Genomic DNA, 15,967 nt, shown 5'->3' with positions numbered 1-15,967 from the left:
TATTCTTTATGTTTTCCTTTATATTTTCTTGTATATCCTTTAGTTATGCATTAATTAATATTGGCAATGTATGGAGCAATTCCTTATTTGAACTAAATATATTTGCAGATCAAAGGATTGGAGAATATAACTATTATAAGGTTAATTTTAATAAAAATGAACGGTCATATCCTGATAGTACAGTAATTATTTTTTCGGCACCGGAACTTGATGTAATTGTCTCTATCCTTCCAGAAAATCAATATCTTAGAAATGCCTATCGCTTTAATATTAGAGCGCTTTTTAAGACAGAAATTTATCTTCATGAACTATATCTAACAATGGATAATCCAGAAAACCCTATTTCCTCTTTTCTCAAAGGTGTAAAAGCTATTCAAATGAGAGATCCTTCAAGAAATAGAACCATTTCTCCTTATATGGATAAGGCAGTAGAGTATACCAGTGGCGAGGACCATTTCTGGATTGTTGCTTCTGAATATGATGGATGTGATGGAATTGAAGGTTTAACAGCCAATAAAATTATGCTATATGATTATCATTGTCACTTTTTCAGACAATATGATCATATTTCGCATCAACCCTTTCTGCTCAGAGATGCTATGTATCAAGTTCCAGGAAATATGCATTATTGGAATTTCTTGCTTTTTATTGATAAGCCTATACTTGTAGAAATAAACCGTTGGTTAGGAGATAAAAAAGCAGCTCTGTGCATCACTAGTGATGCTGATGACGAAACCTTGGAACGTCTTCAAGCAATTTTTGAAGGAAGTAATAATCCCACTAGTTCTAAATATTATAATAAGGGGTTTTTTGCTCGTAATATACCAATTACAAACTCTATCTACGGAATCAATAAAAATACTTTAGGAAATATGTGGACTAAAATCCAAAGTTATGGAAATAGAATAGGTTATCATACTTATTCACCTCTTACTGACCCTCCAGGAACAAATACTCAAGCTTTATTAAATGATTTATCACCTTATAATATACGCAGTTGGTTTGATCTTAATTTTTGGTATAATCCTGAAAATATAATGTATAACGGACTTTATCCTGATAGTTTAGGTTATGTAGCAGATATTATAAATCAATCTCAAATTGAATATATTTGGTCTGCAGACACTCCTCCTACTAATCCTTTCAATGCTTATGATGAACCCTGGCGTTTACCTCATATAGTTTATGAGGCAAAAACTCTTACGCGTCCTATTTACTTCTTTGGACGCACCAGAGAAGAAGTTTGGGAGTATTTATCTTTCTTTATGCCCGTATGTATGAAAACTTTAATGACACCTGATAATCTTGATGCCTTAATAACAGAACAAGGTTTACATATTGCTTATACTAATTTATGTCTATTACCTACTGCTAATAGTGTAAGTTTTTGGGAAATAACACCAACTGGAGACTATGAGATTAGAGATGATGTGGATGAGATGCTTCAGATGCTGGATTTCTATAGAAGAGAACGAGGACTCTGGATTGCACCCTTAGAGGATATCTTTGACCGAATGTTAGCTATTGAACAGGTGAAAATTACTTCCATTGAACCTTTAGACGACGATTTCTATAGAGTTACCCTGCATAATTATTCTGACTTTGATATCCCTCAACTTTGTATCAAATATAAAGAAAGGGATTATATGATACCTTTATTAGCAGCAGGAGAAAGTTATCTGCTTTATCTGGCTAACTATTCTCCTGATGAACCAATTCCTCCTGCGCAATTTAATGTCCGTTATCAAAATGGCAATCTGACTATAAAGGATATAACTGGATTAAATATAGACCCCTTAAGACTGGAAATATTTAATATCCGTGGACAGAGAATCCTTTCTCAGCATCTGGTTAATAACGGTCCTGAAATTAATCTTCCTTTTGCTAAATATTCTTCTGGCATCTATCTGATGCGTCTTTCTCCCGATAATAGAACTAAACCTATAGTATTAAGGTTCTCTATCGTGAAGTAAAAGCTCACGAAAATAGTATTCGTTCTTGACAGAATGTTTTATTTATAATAACAAACATCCTTGAGCTTAGGAGGTATCCAGATGCAAAAATTTATATTAGTGGTTATCGCTCTCCTATTATTTCTAACTATTTACGCCCAGAGTAGTTATATTGATGAATTACTCTTTGCTGCTAAAAATGGAGATACCGATGCTCAATATGAGCTGGGTAGAATCTACTATGAAGGCAAGTTAGTACCTCGCAATTTGTATGAAGCGGTAAAATGGTTGGCTCTGGCTGCAGATAATGGAAATTCTGCTGCCCAATGTGATTTGGGTTGGTGCTATTTTAAAGGTGAAGGTATAGAGAAAAATGCCGTTGAAGCAGCGCGCTGGTGGCGAATAGCTGCTCGTCAAGGTAATCCAGATGCTCAATATTTATATGGCTGGTGTCTGGATAATGGTTATGGAGTGGCAGAAAATAAAACTGAAGCAGCTCAGTGGTATCAAAAAGCAGCTAATAAAGGCAATTCTTATGCTCAAAATAATCTGGGTTTTAAATATTTTGCTGGAGAAGGTGTGGAGCAAAATTATTACCTGGCAGTGTCCTGGTGGCTTAATGCTGCAGAACAAGGTAATAGTGACGCTATGTATAATCTTGCGGTATGCTATGAAAACGGATTGGGTGTCCCTAAAAATCAACAAGAAGCAGAAAAATGGTATCGCATAGCTCAGGAACAGGAAAAGAAAACTAAGGGGAATCTTATAGTAATAAATCAACTTAAAAAAAGTGGGATTTACTATCCAAGTCTTGAATCAGTTACAACTCCTTCATCTCTCACTACAGAATTAAAATCTGAGAAAGCAAAAACTTCTGATGAGTCTATAGAAAAAGCAGTTTCTCCTGCTCCGATTTCTCCTAAAAAACCGGAAGCCATAGAGCCACAAAAACCAGCAACTCCAGCACCTAAAGTTCCAATATATCCTACAACGGCAGAAGAAATGTATGAGTGGGGAATGAAATACTATCAAGGAGAGGGAGTCCCACAGGATTATAAAGAAGCAGTTCGTTGGTGGTTGATGGCTGCAGAAAAAGGAGATGCTCGTGCTCAATACAGTTTAGGAATCTGTTATAAAAATGGTCGCGGCGTAGAAAAAGATGACAAAGAAGCAATCCGCTGGTATATGTTAGCTGCGGAACAGGGAGAACCGAGAGCACAGTATAATCTTGGAGTTTGCTACAAATTTGGCATAGGAGTACCCAAAGACTATGATGAAGCAGTCAAATGGTACCGTCTGGCAGCTCAACAGGGTCATCCTCAAGCCCAATGTAATTTAGGAGTTTGTTATGCTAATGGAGAAGGCGTCGCAAAAGACCTGGAAGAAGCCTACTTCTGGTTCTCTTTAGCCGAAGTTAATGGCAATAAAACTGCTGCTGAAAACAGGGCTCTACTGGAAGACGAGCTTACTGAAGAACAAAAAGAAAGAATAAAAGAGCGAGTGCAAAAGTGGATAATCAATAGATAAATTCTGACCCTGGGAATGAATTTATAATCTATTATTAATCTTCGGATTTTGCCCTTTATCTGCCCATTGAACCGCTATTAGCAATCGTAGCTCCTACTGTAATAACTTCATATATAATTTTACTCTTACTTAACATAAAGACAAAGTTATAAGTTATAATAACCTATATTCCCCTAATTAACCTAAAATCTAATTTACTCCTTTGATGTTTTTTGTTCAGTTTCTATAGATTATCCCATTTATTTATTCTGCCATATAGGATTATCTATCATTATTGTCATAGAGCATTGTGCCTTTTTAGCTTCCTATTTTCCTCTGAATTTTCTCTTGGCTCTCCCTTAGCTCTTTTGCTTGTAAGTTGCTAAGAGACAGTCAAGTAGGACTTTAGGGACTAAATGTGAGGTTAATGTATTCTGTATCAGGTGATTAAGAATAATATTAATGGCGTTTCCAATCTACAAATATGTTTACATTATTTAATAAATAAAACAAATATTATATATGCTATTTTAGCAATATTAAATGAGCGGACTTTGAATAATAAATCATAGGAATTACCAAAATAGAAAGAATATAAAATACGCTTCAGCTAAGTAATGGAAAAGTTTTAATCTCCTATTTTCCGCTGGAGGCGTTTAACTCTTTTTTCTAATTCCAGAATTCTCTTACTATTGACCAAAGGACGACTCAGATTCCAGTGTAATAATTTCAAAGCAACTTCCAGAGCTTGAGCATAAGCCTTTCTTCTTTCCAGTAATTTAGCATACTCCAGCATTCCGTCAGGGTGAAATAAATCGGTAGCTATTGCAAAATACCTTTCCGCTCCTATTATATTTCCCTCTTGTTTACATAAGATTCCCAGAGCACAAGCAACATCACCAGTCAAATAATTCTGGTTTAGCAAGTCTGATAAAATATATTTTGCTTTATCTTTATCGCCCTGTCTTAGATATAGCTGGGCGAGAGCATAATAATCAATTCTCTGGTCGTAACCTGCCACTGGTGGATAATCAATAGAATCACAGATAAGAGTAAAAAGTGCTGCAGTATGCAGTATATCAAGTTGGTTGTGGATAAATACTTTTTTCAGTGCTTCTGGTTCTCCAGTTTGAAGATATTGGAAATAGGTTTGCGGGATCAGTTCACTATCTATATCCCATTCCTCTTCTCGGATTTTTCCCATAAGATAGAATTCTAAGGTTTCCAGAGCACAAGAAGGTAACTTATTTTTCCACAATCTTCTGGCTAATTGAAGCAAATCAATATGCTCTTTTTCGCGTAAATTAAGCCAGATACGATTATAAAGTAAACGTGATTCCAGAATTGGAATATCAAAGGTTTTACCATTAAAAGTGATGAGAACAGCTTTACGAGAAAGTAATTCAGCTAAACGGTCAAAGGAATTGACTTCAGCTTCAGGTACAGGAAGAAAAATCTGTTCCACCACCAGCTGGTCTTCTTCATAATATCCCAATCCAATTAGAAAGGCAAAAGTCTGGTTCCGTCCTAAACCTGTAGTCTCTAAATCCAGAAATAAAAAGTCTTCTGGATTCCATTGACTTTCGCTATCCATTTGTGCCCATTTGAGCAACACTTCTGGGATAGTTTGGGGAAGAATAGGCAATCCATCAAGAGGAGAAGCTATTGGATAAGAATATTTAGTGTAGAAATAGGGGAAATCCTTATGCGAAGAAAAATCTCCTTGTAGGAGCCTTTTTAATTCTTCGGCTACGACTTCCCAGAATTCGTTATCCATATAAGTTATGCCTTTTTAAGATTAAAAAACCACCCCGCAGGGTGGTCGCTTTTATTTTTTCTTATGACGATTTTTACGTAGACGTTTTTTCCGCTTGTGAGTTGCAATTTTATGACGTTTTCTCTTCCTACCGCAAGGCATATATAAACACTCTACTCATCAATTTTTACATTGCTAACGGAATTTTTGAACTCACGGGAAAACTTGAAAGTAGGGACAGTACGTGCTGGTACAGGCACTCTTTGTGCGGTTTTGGGGTTACGACCTACGCGAGGTTTACGGGTTTTCAATTTAAAAGTTCCAAATCCCCTTATTTCAATATGATTCCCCTGACTCAAGCTATCTTTTATTGCCTGCAAAAAAGCATCTACGACTACTGCAACATCTTTGCGGATAATACCGGTACTTTCGGATATGATTTTTACCAGATCTGCTTTTGTCATCTTTTTTCTCCTTTATTTTTTTATCGTCGGATAAGAATCTTAAAAATTCATTTATTTATCTTCAAAATAATATCTTAGGTTTATGTCAAGCAAAAATAACTTTAAGAGCTTAATAGTGCATAAATTCCCGCTGACGAAGTTCTATGGTTGCTCTATAGGGTTTCTCTCCTTCTTTCAACGGACGGTTCAATTCATCTATAACCTTACTCTGAAATTCTCTCGTATGGGCTTTAATGTTAGTCTTAAAAAATATACTGGCTATCTCTCCACCTTCTCTATCATAGACTCTTATTAAGAGTGCCACTTCCTGGTCTTTTTTACCCATATTTTCTATTTCATATCCCACTCTAATATAATTTTTGTCATACTCATCAAAGCCTATACTATGAATAACTATCTGCTTTGCCATTGCTTTATTACTATACTTTTGGTAAAGTAGAGCACCAACAGCAAGAAGAACTGCTAAGAGTAGAATAGCACTACTCATCTTATATTTTTTAGGATATTCCAGACGGTCTACAATAGGCATAATTAGTAAAAGAACTGCCAGCTAAGAAACAATTGATGACGAGAATCTTTACCAAAAGTGGAACTAAGACCCAGAATAAAACTATGATGTGCCATAAAATCCAGATGAATAGCATTAGTCCAGGTAGGAATGAAGCTTACATCACCTTCTAACCAGTAAGCTTCTGCGGTATTAACTATATCGCTTGGAAAGTAGGTATGATAATTTAAACGCCAATCATTGCCCACACTACCTTGCCAGGTGCAAGAAAACTGACTATCCCATCTCATTTTCCAGGGCAAAGGAAGATTTAATTCAGCGGTTAAATCTACCAAATTTGAACCTTTAGGATAGCCCAGAGGCAATCGCTCATGGGAATACATTGTTACATTATCATAATGAGTGTAAGTCCAGGGTCGGATAGCAGTAGCTTCCACTGTCAATCTTGGACTTTCATTATCCGTAAGTGCAAACTCTGGTATCATCATAGAGACACCTGTTTGAATTCCATATTTATTTCCCCACCAATCGGTAAAGATTTTATTATAAGTAAGTTCATCTATTGCCACATTTAAATAGACGACCAGATTAGGAGCTGGATAGTAGTTTGCACCACCATAAATCATAAGATTATCTTTCTCTTGCATTCCATACTTTCCAACTCTCCAGAAGTAGAAAGGAAGCATATAACTGAGATCATAGTGACTGCCATAAACCACCGTTTCCCCAACAAATAATTCCAGCTTATCCAGAGGCTTATACATCATCTGATGAAGAGCAAAAAACTTATCTGGATAATCATCTGAATCTGGAGTTTTGGTACTATCAGCTTTCAGTATTGAATTTAGTAAGGAAAAGCTGAATTTTCCTACTCTTTGTTCCAGAAGCAGATAATCATATTCATTAACCTTATCTGAGAGTATCATAGAACCAGAGACGGAGTTACCTATCTGAAATCTTCCTCTACCCACCGCAGCATTGAAATATTTATTATTATAGCTGATATCGCCATTCATATTATCCAGCAGATTTTTATCCGGATTCTGGTTATTATAACCATCAATTAGGGGAGAGTGTTCCCAGTACATTCTGGAACCGTGAAAAGCACCATTCCACCAGTTTCCTCGCACTCTGAATCGGTCATTGCATTGAGAATTGAATCTTAAACCCTTATAGAAAAAACCATAATCTCCAGGGTCATCCGAACGCTGGTCATAACCTGCAGTAAAATTTATATCCATAGAAAAGTAAAGCTCAGAATCTGCATAGGCATATTGAACAAAAGAATGGGACTTTTCACCGGGAAGAAAAGCTTCCCTTGCGCATCTGCGGAACTTACGAAGAGTCTGAAAAGGATGATTAACTCCCAGTCTATTTATCGTATGAGGATCGGAATGATAGGTGTCATTAATTGATAAGATACTGTTGTAGACCTCCGTCCTTACTTCAGGTATTAAATCTGAATCTTCCCAGAAAGAATAGGCACAACAGAATGATATTCCAGCTAAAAATATAACAAACACAAAGATGAACTTACCTGCTGGTATCCTATTCATCCGATTCCTTCTTTAATGCTGAGATTATTTTATTAACTTCTTTTACACTAAGATGTAATTCTCGTGCAATCTCTTCAGGCTTCCAATCCTTATCCAGCAGTTTCTGCACCATAAGTTTAGCCGTTTCTGGAGGCAAAAGAAGTGCACTTTCTTCACCAGACTTATCCTCATTCCCCAGTCTTTTCCTCTTCTTTTTAAATAAAGATTTAAGAACGAAAAAGAGACAAACCACCGCAATAATTGATAAAATCAGGTATTTATATCTGTTCCAAAAACTGGGTAAATTGCAGTTAGGCTCATTTCCCACTTCTTCAACGGGTATACTAATCGTATCTGAAGAAGAAAGCTGTAAACTATCTGCCACTGATTCCTGAGATGGTATATCTTCAATTTTATTTGAAGAAAGCCCAAACTCATTATTAGTATTTCCAGAAGAAGTCTTAATTTTCTCCTTATTTACGGTTTGAGAAACAGCCTCTGATTTAAGAGTCTTTTCTGCTTTTCCTAATACTTTGGAAGACATTGCCTTTCCTGCTCCTGAAGAGTGTATATTTAAAGTGAGTAGATTGTCCCCTGATTCAAAATATGAATTTACAGGATAATCTCCCATAGTAATAATATCTACTACCAAATTATTCCCAGCTGGATAACAAGTAATTCTATCCAGAACAGCACTTAGTCTGGGATAAGAAGGTTTCACATTTCCTTCCACATCGTATAATATGACTCTAACTCCCTTCGCTTCAGTTAGTTTTTGCACGCTATAACGAATGGAATCAGAAACCGTTATATATATTTTATTACTTGTGGAAGATAGGTCTTCAGAACGAATAGAAAGGATTCTGGTTTCAGCGCTGAGGAAACAAATACCAGCAATCAAAAAACAAAATCCTAACCTCTTTAGCACCAGCTATTCCCTTTGACTCTATGCCTCTTTCAGTCTGATATCATCTACTGCTAACTTTTCTTAACAGAATAAGTGTCAGTAACTAACTTTATTCTATGGGGATTATTCTTTCTATGGTTGCTTCAATATTAAATGCTATCTGCAAAATACCATCCTTATATTGCACCTGGGGATTATCTTTATCCAGATTTAAATCCGGGAAATAGATAATTCTTTCAAATCTACCTGTTTCAATTTCCATACTGTAATAGGTAGCATGTTCAAATTCTGGATGAAGGTCTCTTTCTCCGCTAATTTTAATGTAATCATCGCCTCTTGAGATACTTATATCTTCTTTCTCCATTCCCGCAAGTTCCACTAAAATTATCCATTGAGAATCGGTTTGAAACACATCACATTTAGGGTGCCAGATGTCATCAATAGCATTTTCCATAGTTAAAGGGTCCCGAGAACGCAAAGATGCATCACTGAGAAATTTTAGCATCTCTCTTCTCAAACTCCTTAAGTTATCATAACAGCGTTCTTGCATTGTTATATCCTCTGTTACTTTGAGATTAATCAATATTCTGTTCGCTCCACAAAGGAGAAAATAATTTCCTGATTGGGAGCTATATTTATCTTGAAAGTTGCATTATTATATTCATCTACAGTGGGTTGAGTAACATTTTCTACTGATATTATTTTAGCGTTAGTCCCTAAATTATGAATCACATCAATTGATTTATTTTCATTAGAATTATTCCTAAGAGTAACTTGAATAGTGCGTTGACTAATATACTGACTTATAGTCTTCCTATCTTTAACTATGGTTTTACCTACAAGATCAAAGGCTGAACCAGTATTGATTCTCACTTCTTCATTTTTGCTGGTATGATTGATACTATCTTCACCAATAAATTCTAAATTATTATCTACATCCTTTTTATAGACCTTGATAGTACCCTTAGGCAAAGGTTTCCCAATTCCATTTGCTTCTGTATTCTTAAATTTAATGATGCTAAGCACACTACTGGCAAAAGTGTTATATTCATAAAACTGGGAAGCAGTTATATTTTGAAGAGGATAAAGTTCAAGTTGCTTGGTCTGCTTGTCAGCAAAGGTAACTGGTTGATCCAGAGTATACATATGAAAATCGTGGAAAGCTTTTTCTTCAAAAGAAGGAGCAGCTTGATCAGCAGTTTTTAACATAACTTCATAACCTCTTCCTGCTGTATCATAATAGCCTTTACGGACTCTATTAACATCCCCAGCAATTAGTTTTAAATGGACATTATTGAATGCCTTGCCACTATTATTAGTAATCGTTACCCAGGAATTCAAAGCTAAAATATGACCATCCCAGACCGTGTTATAGGTTACATCCCAGCTCAATCCTCCAGTTAAATACATTAATTGGAGTTGATGTTTACCAGCTTTATTGGCTAATAAATTCCAGTGTAAAGTGGGTCTAGTGTAAAAATTGGGAGGAAGTTCTGCTAACTGAATGAGCTGAACTTGATCATTATCAGCTACAATCAGACGATTTGTTCCTTCTTCTATTAAGCCAAAACTTATACCATCATAGAATTTAAGGATACCAGTCAGATGACTGTTATCTTTTGTAAATAAATCCACTTTCTTATCTATATATTTATTCAAGATTTGGGCTTTCCCGGCAAGATCGTATTCATAATTTTGTTCTGCCACTCTAACTGCTCCATCCTGAGAAAGCACTATCACCGAAGGAGCTTCAATGCGAGAAGTTATATCTGAATAGTTATAGTCCTGTCTTCCCTGCTTTAATTCCAGTTCAAAATTAGAACGTACCAGAGAAAGGTCATCATTATAGATAGTTAGCCAATCTTCTGCCTGAACAAAAAATGCCAGAAGCAGCATTAATGCCATTATTAAAATTTGCTTATGCATTGAAACCTCCTATGATTTACCTTATATCTAATATTAATCATTTATCCAAATTATATGTTGTTTATTATTGGTCAAGTATAAAGTAAATTTGATTGACAGAATTAACTATAAACTGTGCATAGCCTTATGGAAACTATTAAAAGAAGACCAACCCGCCAAATTAAACTGGGAAATGTCCTCATTGGAGGAGGTGCTCCCATATCTGTGCAAAGTATGTTGAGTGTACCTACTTCCGATATATCAGCAGCTTTGAGTCAAATTCATTCTCTGGAAAAAGTTGGCTGTGAAATCATCCGTTTTTCCGTAGAAACAATAGCAGATATTCCTTCTATCTATGAATTTAAGAAGGAAACGCATATTCCCTTAGTAGCAGACATTCATTTTGACTACAAACTTGCTCTGGCAGCACTTCAAGCAGGAGTGGATGGTCTAAGGATAAACCCTGGAAATATAGGTTCAAGAGACAAAGTGGAAGCTGTTGCAAAATCAGCAAAAGAACGAGGTGTTCCCATCAGGATTGGAGTAAACAGTGGTTCTTTGCCTAAAGAGCTACTGGCTAAATATGGTTTAAGCTCAGAAGCAATGGTAGAAGCAGCTTTATCCCACATCCGTATTTTGGAAGATATAGGTTTTGAAGCAATTAAAGTATCTGTAAAGGCTTCCCAAGTTCCTCTTATGCTTGCCAGTTACCGTGCTTTAAGTCAAAAAATAGATTATCCTTTGCACTTAGGTGTCACTGAAGCAGGAACTCTTCTTTCGGGAAGCGTTAAATCTGCTCTGGCTTTGGGAATTCTTTTAGAAGAAGGTATTGGTGATACTATACGGGTTTCCTTAACGGCAGATCCAGTAAAAGAAGTTATGGTGGGGAAACAAATTTTGCAGAATCTGGGTTTGCGTAAAGGTTTGCAAATCATTTCTTGTCCCACTTGTGGTCGCACCCATATCAATCTTATGCGTCTTGCTGAAGAAGTTGAAAGTGCTCTGCAAGAATATGCAAATTTGCCTTTAACCATAGCTGTTATGGGTTGTGCTGTCAATGGTCCAGGAGAAGCAAGAGAAGCAGATTTTGGTATTGCTGGAGGAGTTGGTGAAGGATTGATTTTTGCTAAAGGAAAAATAATTAAAAAGGTTCCAGAAGATAGATTAGTAGCTGAACTGATTCAATTGATTAAAAACTGGAAAGAAAGTGTCTAACTCCTTATTCTCTCTATTTCTTACTTTTCTAAAAATTGGCGCTTTCACCATTGGTGGAGGCTATGCAATGATTCCTTTGATTCGCAGAGAAGTGATTGATAAACATCATTGGCTTGATGATAAAACCTTTCTGGATGGCTTAGCTGCTTCTCAATCCTGTCCAGGTCCTATAGCAGTTAATTTCAGTGTGTATATTGGTATGCATCTAAAAGGATTCTGGGGAATGATTGTTGCAGTTTTAGGTACGGTCCTTCCTTCTTTTGTTTTTATTGTTATTATTGCAGCACTTTTCACTCAATATGCTCAATTAACTCTGGTACAAAAGGCTTTTCATGCTCTTAAACCTGCTGTAGTAGCTCTTATAGCATCCCCTTTATTGCAAATGACGCGCTCTTCTCAGATTAAACCTGCTTTTTTATGGGTTCCTGTCTTAGTTATGATTTTAGTGGCATTTTTGAATATCAGCCCTATCTGGATTATAATGACTACTATAATTTTTAGTGTTCTACAGAGTCTGTGGCAAAAGAATCGGTCTGAATAATGCTTCTTTCAATGTTCTTAACCTTCTGTAAAATAGGGCTCTTCAGCTTTGGAGGTGGTTATGCCATACTGGCTATGATTCAACAGGAAGTAGTAACAAAAAATGCCTGGATAACCAGTTCTGAATTTGCGGATATAGTTGCAATTTCACAGATGACACCAGGTCCTATTGCTATCAATGCAGCAACTTTCATTGGTTATAGACAGGGTGGCATTTTAGGTTCTGTGGCTTGCACTTTAGGAGTTATTTTCCCTTCTATTATATTAATGATAGCTATCACTTTAACTTATATCAAACTTTCAAAACTTCCCTGGTTTCAAAATATATTCCAGAAATTACGTTTTGTAACACTCGGCTTAATTGCTGCTGCAATGATACTTATAGGAAAAACAGCCTTCCCCGATTTCTTTTCTATAATCATATTTGTAGCTGCTCTATTTGTTAGTTGGCGCTGGAAAACCAATCCTATATATATCTTATTAGGTACAGCAGTTATAGGAATGATATTGGGTTAAAGTAGAAGTGATTTGAGAACAATATTTTTTATTATCTTCTTTCATTGCTGATATATTTTTTCTAATGAATTTAAAATTTTTACCCTTCTTTTCTGTCTGGTCTATCCTGGCTCTCTCTTGGCTCTTTCTTAGCTAAAGTGTTAAGAGACAGTCAAGTAGGAGTCAGGGGACAAATATATCATCTAAAATGTTTATTGTCTAATAATTAAAGGAAAATTAGACATATTTAGGATTCACTAAGAATGAAACAAATAAATTTATTAAGGCAAATAATAAATGCCATTTTACAGAAATTTCTTGACACTTCTACTCTTTAAGGAGAATGTAATATTATGACTATCGCTAATTAAGCGAAGAAGGATGGATATTATGAAAAAGATTTTCCCAGTATTATTTGTCGCTTTACTTTTACTTTCCGCTTGTGAGATAAGCAAACCTCATCTTCCTACCTGGGATGTGGAACTTACTGTACCTTTGATAAATGAGCGATATTTTGTTTCTGATTTAGCGGATAGTGTTAATCTTTTCGTAGGTGAAAATAATGTTCTGACCTTGATAGGGACAGGTGAAACTGAGAGCCAGGAATTTGGAAATGTAAGTTTTAATCCCGAAGCAATATTAGACCCTATACCTTTACTCTCTGGAATAGTAGGCAATGTGACTATCCCTTTTATTGACCCTACAAATACAGTAGAATTAATTTATGGATTAGTTGATAATGGGACGCTTTCTTATTATTATGACTTAGATGATCCGGAAAATACGCAGGTTTCCCTGAGTTTCCCTGATATACGCACTTCTTCAGGTAATCCTTTAACTATCAGTGGGAGCTCTTATCCGTACTGGCAGGATATTGATTTAGCAGGATGTACTATAGGTGTAGAGCATTCCGGACAGGTTTTAAATGCTTTATCAGTGGTGATTACAATACAATCAAATCTACCAAATGGAACACCAGTTGGCACAGCAGGTTTAAAAATAGACCAACCTCTAAGTTTTGTTGCTTTTGAAGGTTATCTTTCCGATTACCAGCTGGATATGGAACCTGGCTCTGTCACTATAAACATTGATTATCCTTTTGGAATTGATGAAGCAATACAATTGCAAGAAGCTAATCTTCGTTTGGAAATGAACAATGAATTTGGTTTTGGAGTAAAGTTTTATGGAGAACTATATGGGATTAATCATAGGACCGGCATAGAAAAAACCATACCTATTTTAGATGAAAATGGATTGCCTTTTTATATAGCTCCTGCCAATCAATCCGGTTCCGTTATCACTGAACTTCAATTTTCTAATAGAATAAATGAGGTGCTTCAAATTATGCCAGATGAAGTTAACCTTATCAATGCCTATTTATTAATCCAGGGAGGCAATAATGGTACAGCTGGCTTTGTTAATTCTACTAATAGATTACGTTGCACTTATCAAATAGATGCACCTTTCACTTTTATTCTTACTGATAATCCTTTTACTATGGAAGAACCATCTAAGGTAGAAATGCCTAAAGATGTAAGAGACCAGATTGGTGACAGGGTCACTTATGCCGCAATGGTAATGAAAGTTAAAAATCAGCTACCTATTGGGGCTACTACTACTATTTATGTAGGTACTGATGCAAATATTGATCCATCTAATCCTCAATCTTATCGGTTTAATAAGCAGTTTGCTATTCGTTCCTCTGAATATATAGGTCCGGATGTAAATTCTGAGGGAGAGCAATTAATAAATCTAACTTTAGAACAGGAAGAAATAAAAGTTTTCCAGAATCCAGAAGTATATCTTTTGCCTTCCTTCAGCTTTGAAGCGACTGATGGTCCCGTAACCATTTATGCTTCTCCCGCGGATTATATTCATATGAAAGGTATGCTTACTGTAAGAATTCATATTGAGGAGGAATAATGAAAAAGATTATTATTGGATTGATTATATTTTTAACGCTATCAATACTTTCTGCTACAACAGTAACACCAAAATCAATGTTTTTTGCCGATAGTTATATGTTACGAGCAAGAGGTTGTGATGCCAACTATTGGAATCCTGCTTTGCTTCAAAGAGGTTATTCTGATATTATGATTCCCTTCTTCAATAACAGCATTTATCTGGGAAATAATTCTTTTAATATTGATTTATACAACTATATTATGGAACAAGATTACCTGGATGATGTAGCTAAGCAGAAGATTTTGAATGCTATAGATGGTAATATGTCCTTTAGTATAGGTGGAAATATGGGAATTATTGGTTTTACCACTGGTAATATGTCATTCACTGGTTCCGTTCACTTAGCAGCTAAAGGAGCTTTGGATGAGCAATTTCTTGAGTTTGTTCTTTATGGAAATGGAGATGGAAGTGAAGTCTATCATTTTACCAAAAATAATAACTATGCTGAAGGCTTGAGCTATGCAGACCTGACTTATGGAATTGGTGACATATCACTTCCCCTTCCTGAAACCATCCCAGATATAAAATTCGGTTTTTCCTTGAGTGCACTTGGAGGATTAGGCAATGTTCAAACTCGTAAATTGGATGGCTATCTTTCCTCCAATTTGGATGGCTTAAATGTCCAGCAGGATGTTATAATCCGCACTGGTATAGGTGGTTATGGACTCAAAGCTATGCTTGGTCTGTATTCTGAACCCATACCTCGTTTAGAAGTTGGAGCTACTCTGGATAATCTGTTCGGTTTTATCCGATGGGAAACTCAGACTCAAGATGAAATTTATCACTTTGAGATAAACAATCTTTATGCTTCAAATATAGATGAAGACTTTTATATTGAAGACAGCTCAACGGTGGATATAAAACCCTATACAACTAAACTACCTCCTGAAATACGTTTATCTGCTTTATATACATTTAAGCCAGTCTCAGTTTCTGCAGATTATGTGGTGGGATTTGGCAATTCTCCTGAAGTTAGTAAACAGGGTCGTATCTCACTGGGAGCACAGATTTGTCCTCTTCCGCAAATTCCAATTAGTTTGGGTTATTGTTCAGGCAATGAAATCTATCCCTGGCGTATGTCTTATGGGATAGGTTTGGATTTAAAATCAGTAGGTTTCGGTATTGCGATACAATCTATAGAGAGTATCTTACCTGGTTCTTCAACTAAAGGACTTGCCCTTGCTACTTACTTTAATGTGAGGTTATAGTACTGCAATAC

At 35.9% G+C, this 15,967-nt stretch carries 14 protein-coding genes; 7 read left to right on the top strand and 7 right to left on the bottom strand.

Features of this window, described 5'->3' with window-relative positions; translation table 11 throughout:
- The first annotated feature begins 8 nt into the window (after positions 1–8).
- Positions 9–1,973, top strand: coding sequence for a T9SS type A sorting domain-containing protein (locus tag E0946_RS01010; RefSeq protein ID WP_207930805.1), 1,965 nt, complete (start codon positions 9–11; stop codon positions 1,971–1,973).
- Positions 1,974–2,054: 81 nt separating this feature from the next.
- Positions 2,055–3,479 carry a tetratricopeptide repeat protein gene (locus E0946_RS07430; protein ID WP_133200606.1) on the top strand — a complete coding sequence of 475 codons (1,425 nt, stop codon included), beginning with the start codon at positions 2,055–2,057 and terminating at the stop codon, positions 3,477–3,479.
- A gap of 607 nt (positions 3,480–4,086) precedes the next feature.
- Here E0946_RS07430 and E0946_RS01000 read toward each other — a convergent pair.
- From E0946_RS01000 to E0946_RS00970, 7 genes are all read right to left on the bottom strand, one after another.
- Positions 4,087–5,235, bottom strand: a complete 1,149-nt coding sequence (locus E0946_RS01000) for a ribonuclease H-like domain-containing protein (RefSeq protein WP_133200605.1) — start codon at positions 5,233–5,235, stop codon at positions 4,087–4,089.
- 152 nt (positions 5,236–5,387) lie between these two features.
- Positions 5,388–5,678, bottom strand: a complete 291-nt coding sequence (locus E0946_RS00995; protein ID WP_133200604.1) for an HU family DNA-binding protein — start codon at positions 5,676–5,678, stop codon at positions 5,388–5,390.
- A gap of 109 nt (positions 5,679–5,787) precedes the next feature.
- Positions 5,788–6,207: a hypothetical protein gene (locus E0946_RS00990; RefSeq protein ID WP_133200603.1), complete on the bottom strand. Its 420-nt coding sequence runs from the start codon at positions 6,205–6,207 to the stop codon at positions 5,788–5,790.
- Positions 6,208–6,209: 2 nt separating this feature from the next.
- Positions 6,210–7,742, bottom strand: a complete 1,533-nt coding sequence (locus E0946_RS00985; protein WP_133200602.1) for a hypothetical protein — start codon at positions 7,740–7,742, stop codon at positions 6,210–6,212.
- On the bottom strand, positions 7,735–8,622 hold the full coding sequence (locus E0946_RS00980; protein ID WP_133200601.1) for a hypothetical protein: 888 nt from the start codon (positions 8,620–8,622) through the stop codon (positions 7,735–7,737). Before E0946_RS00980 ends, E0946_RS00985 begins: the two co-directional genes overlap by 8 nt.
- 115 nt (positions 8,623–8,737) lie before the next feature.
- The gene (locus tag E0946_RS00975) at positions 8,738–9,178 is read right to left on the bottom strand and encodes an Hsp20/alpha crystallin family protein (protein ID WP_133200600.1); all 441 of its coding nucleotides are present in this window, start codon (positions 9,176–9,178) and stop codon (positions 8,738–8,740) included.
- Between the two features lie 29 nt (positions 9,179–9,207).
- The gene (locus E0946_RS00970; protein WP_133200599.1) at positions 9,208–10,554 is read right to left on the bottom strand and encodes a DUF4139 domain-containing protein; all 1,347 of its coding nucleotides are present in this window, start codon (positions 10,552–10,554) and stop codon (positions 9,208–9,210) included.
- Positions 10,555–10,680: 126 nt separating this feature from the next.
- On the opposite strand from E0946_RS00970, the gene ispG reads away from it, so the two are divergent.
- The 5 genes from ispG (at position 10,681) to E0946_RS00945 (ending at position 15,956) form a co-directional block, all read left to right on the top strand.
- Positions 10,681–11,748, top strand: coding sequence for a flavodoxin-dependent (E)-4-hydroxy-3-methylbut-2-enyl-diphosphate synthase (gene ispG, locus E0946_RS00965; protein WP_133200598.1), 1,068 nt, complete (start codon positions 10,681–10,683; stop codon positions 11,746–11,748).
- Positions 11,741–12,289: a chromate transporter gene (locus E0946_RS00960; protein ID WP_133200597.1), complete on the top strand. Its 549-nt coding sequence runs from the start codon at positions 11,741–11,743 to the stop codon at positions 12,287–12,289. The genes ispG and E0946_RS00960 overlap by 8 nt, the downstream gene beginning before the upstream one ends.
- Before the next feature lie 11 nt (positions 12,290–12,300).
- Complete coding sequence (locus E0946_RS00955) at positions 12,301–12,804, top strand: chromate transporter (RefSeq protein ID WP_243713679.1); 504 nt, start codon at positions 12,301–12,303, stop codon at positions 12,802–12,804.
- 369 nt (positions 12,805–13,173) lie between these two features.
- Positions 13,174–14,706: a hypothetical protein gene (locus E0946_RS00950; protein ID WP_133200595.1), complete on the top strand. Its 1,533-nt coding sequence runs from the start codon at positions 13,174–13,176 to the stop codon at positions 14,704–14,706.
- Positions 14,706–15,956, top strand: a complete 1,251-nt coding sequence (locus tag E0946_RS00945; protein ID WP_133200594.1) for a DUF5723 family protein — start codon at positions 14,706–14,708, stop codon at positions 15,954–15,956. Before E0946_RS00950 ends, E0946_RS00945 begins: the two co-directional genes overlap by 1 nt.
- The last annotated feature ends 11 nt before the right edge of the window (positions 15,957–15,967 follow it).

This window comes from Candidatus Syntrophosphaera thermopropionivorans (assembly GCF_004353895.1).
GTDB classification, from domain to species: Bacteria; Cloacimonadota; Cloacimonadia; order Cloacimonadales; family Cloacimonadaceae; genus Syntrophosphaera; species Syntrophosphaera thermopropionivorans.
This window is presented reverse-complemented; position numbering and strand designations above follow the sequence as displayed.

Excerpts from the sequence above, each read along its gene's own strand:
- E0946_RS01010 (WP_207930805.1), top strand. The coding sequence starts at position 9 with ATGTTTTCCTTTATATTTTCTTGTATATCCTTTAGTTATGCATTAATT.
- E0946_RS07430 (WP_133200606.1), top strand. The coding sequence starts at position 2,055 with ATGCAAAAATTTATATTAGTGGTTATCGCTCTCCTATTATTTCTAACT.
- E0946_RS01000 (WP_133200605.1), bottom strand. The coding sequence starts at position 5,235 with ATGGATAACGAATTCTGGGAAGTCGTAGCCGAAGAATTAAAAAGGCTC.
- E0946_RS00995 (WP_133200604.1), bottom strand. The coding sequence starts at position 5,678 with ATGACAAAAGCAGATCTGGTAAAAATCATATCCGAAAGTACCGGTATT.
- E0946_RS00990 (WP_133200603.1), bottom strand. The coding sequence starts at position 6,207 with ATGCCTATTGTAGACCGTCTGGAATATCCTAAAAAATATAAGATGAGT.
- E0946_RS00985 (WP_133200602.1), bottom strand. The coding sequence starts at position 7,742 with ATGAATAGGATACCAGCAGGTAAGTTCATCTTTGTGTTTGTTATATTT.
- E0946_RS00975 (WP_133200600.1), bottom strand. The coding sequence starts at position 9,178 with ATGCAAGAACGCTGTTATGATAACTTAAGGAGTTTGAGAAGAGAGATG.
- E0946_RS00970 (WP_133200599.1), bottom strand. The coding sequence starts at position 10,554 with ATGCATAAGCAAATTTTAATAATGGCATTAATGCTGCTTCTGGCATTT.
- ispG (WP_133200598.1), top strand. The coding sequence starts at position 10,681 with ATGGAAACTATTAAAAGAAGACCAACCCGCCAAATTAAACTGGGAAAT.
- E0946_RS00955 (WP_243713679.1), top strand. The coding sequence starts at position 12,301 with ATGTTCTTAACCTTCTGTAAAATAGGGCTCTTCAGCTTTGGAGGTGGT.
- E0946_RS00950 (WP_133200595.1), top strand. The coding sequence starts at position 13,174 with ATGAAAAAGATTTTCCCAGTATTATTTGTCGCTTTACTTTTACTTTCC.
- E0946_RS00945 (WP_133200594.1), top strand. The coding sequence starts at position 14,706 with ATGAAAAAGATTATTATTGGATTGATTATATTTTTAACGCTATCAATA.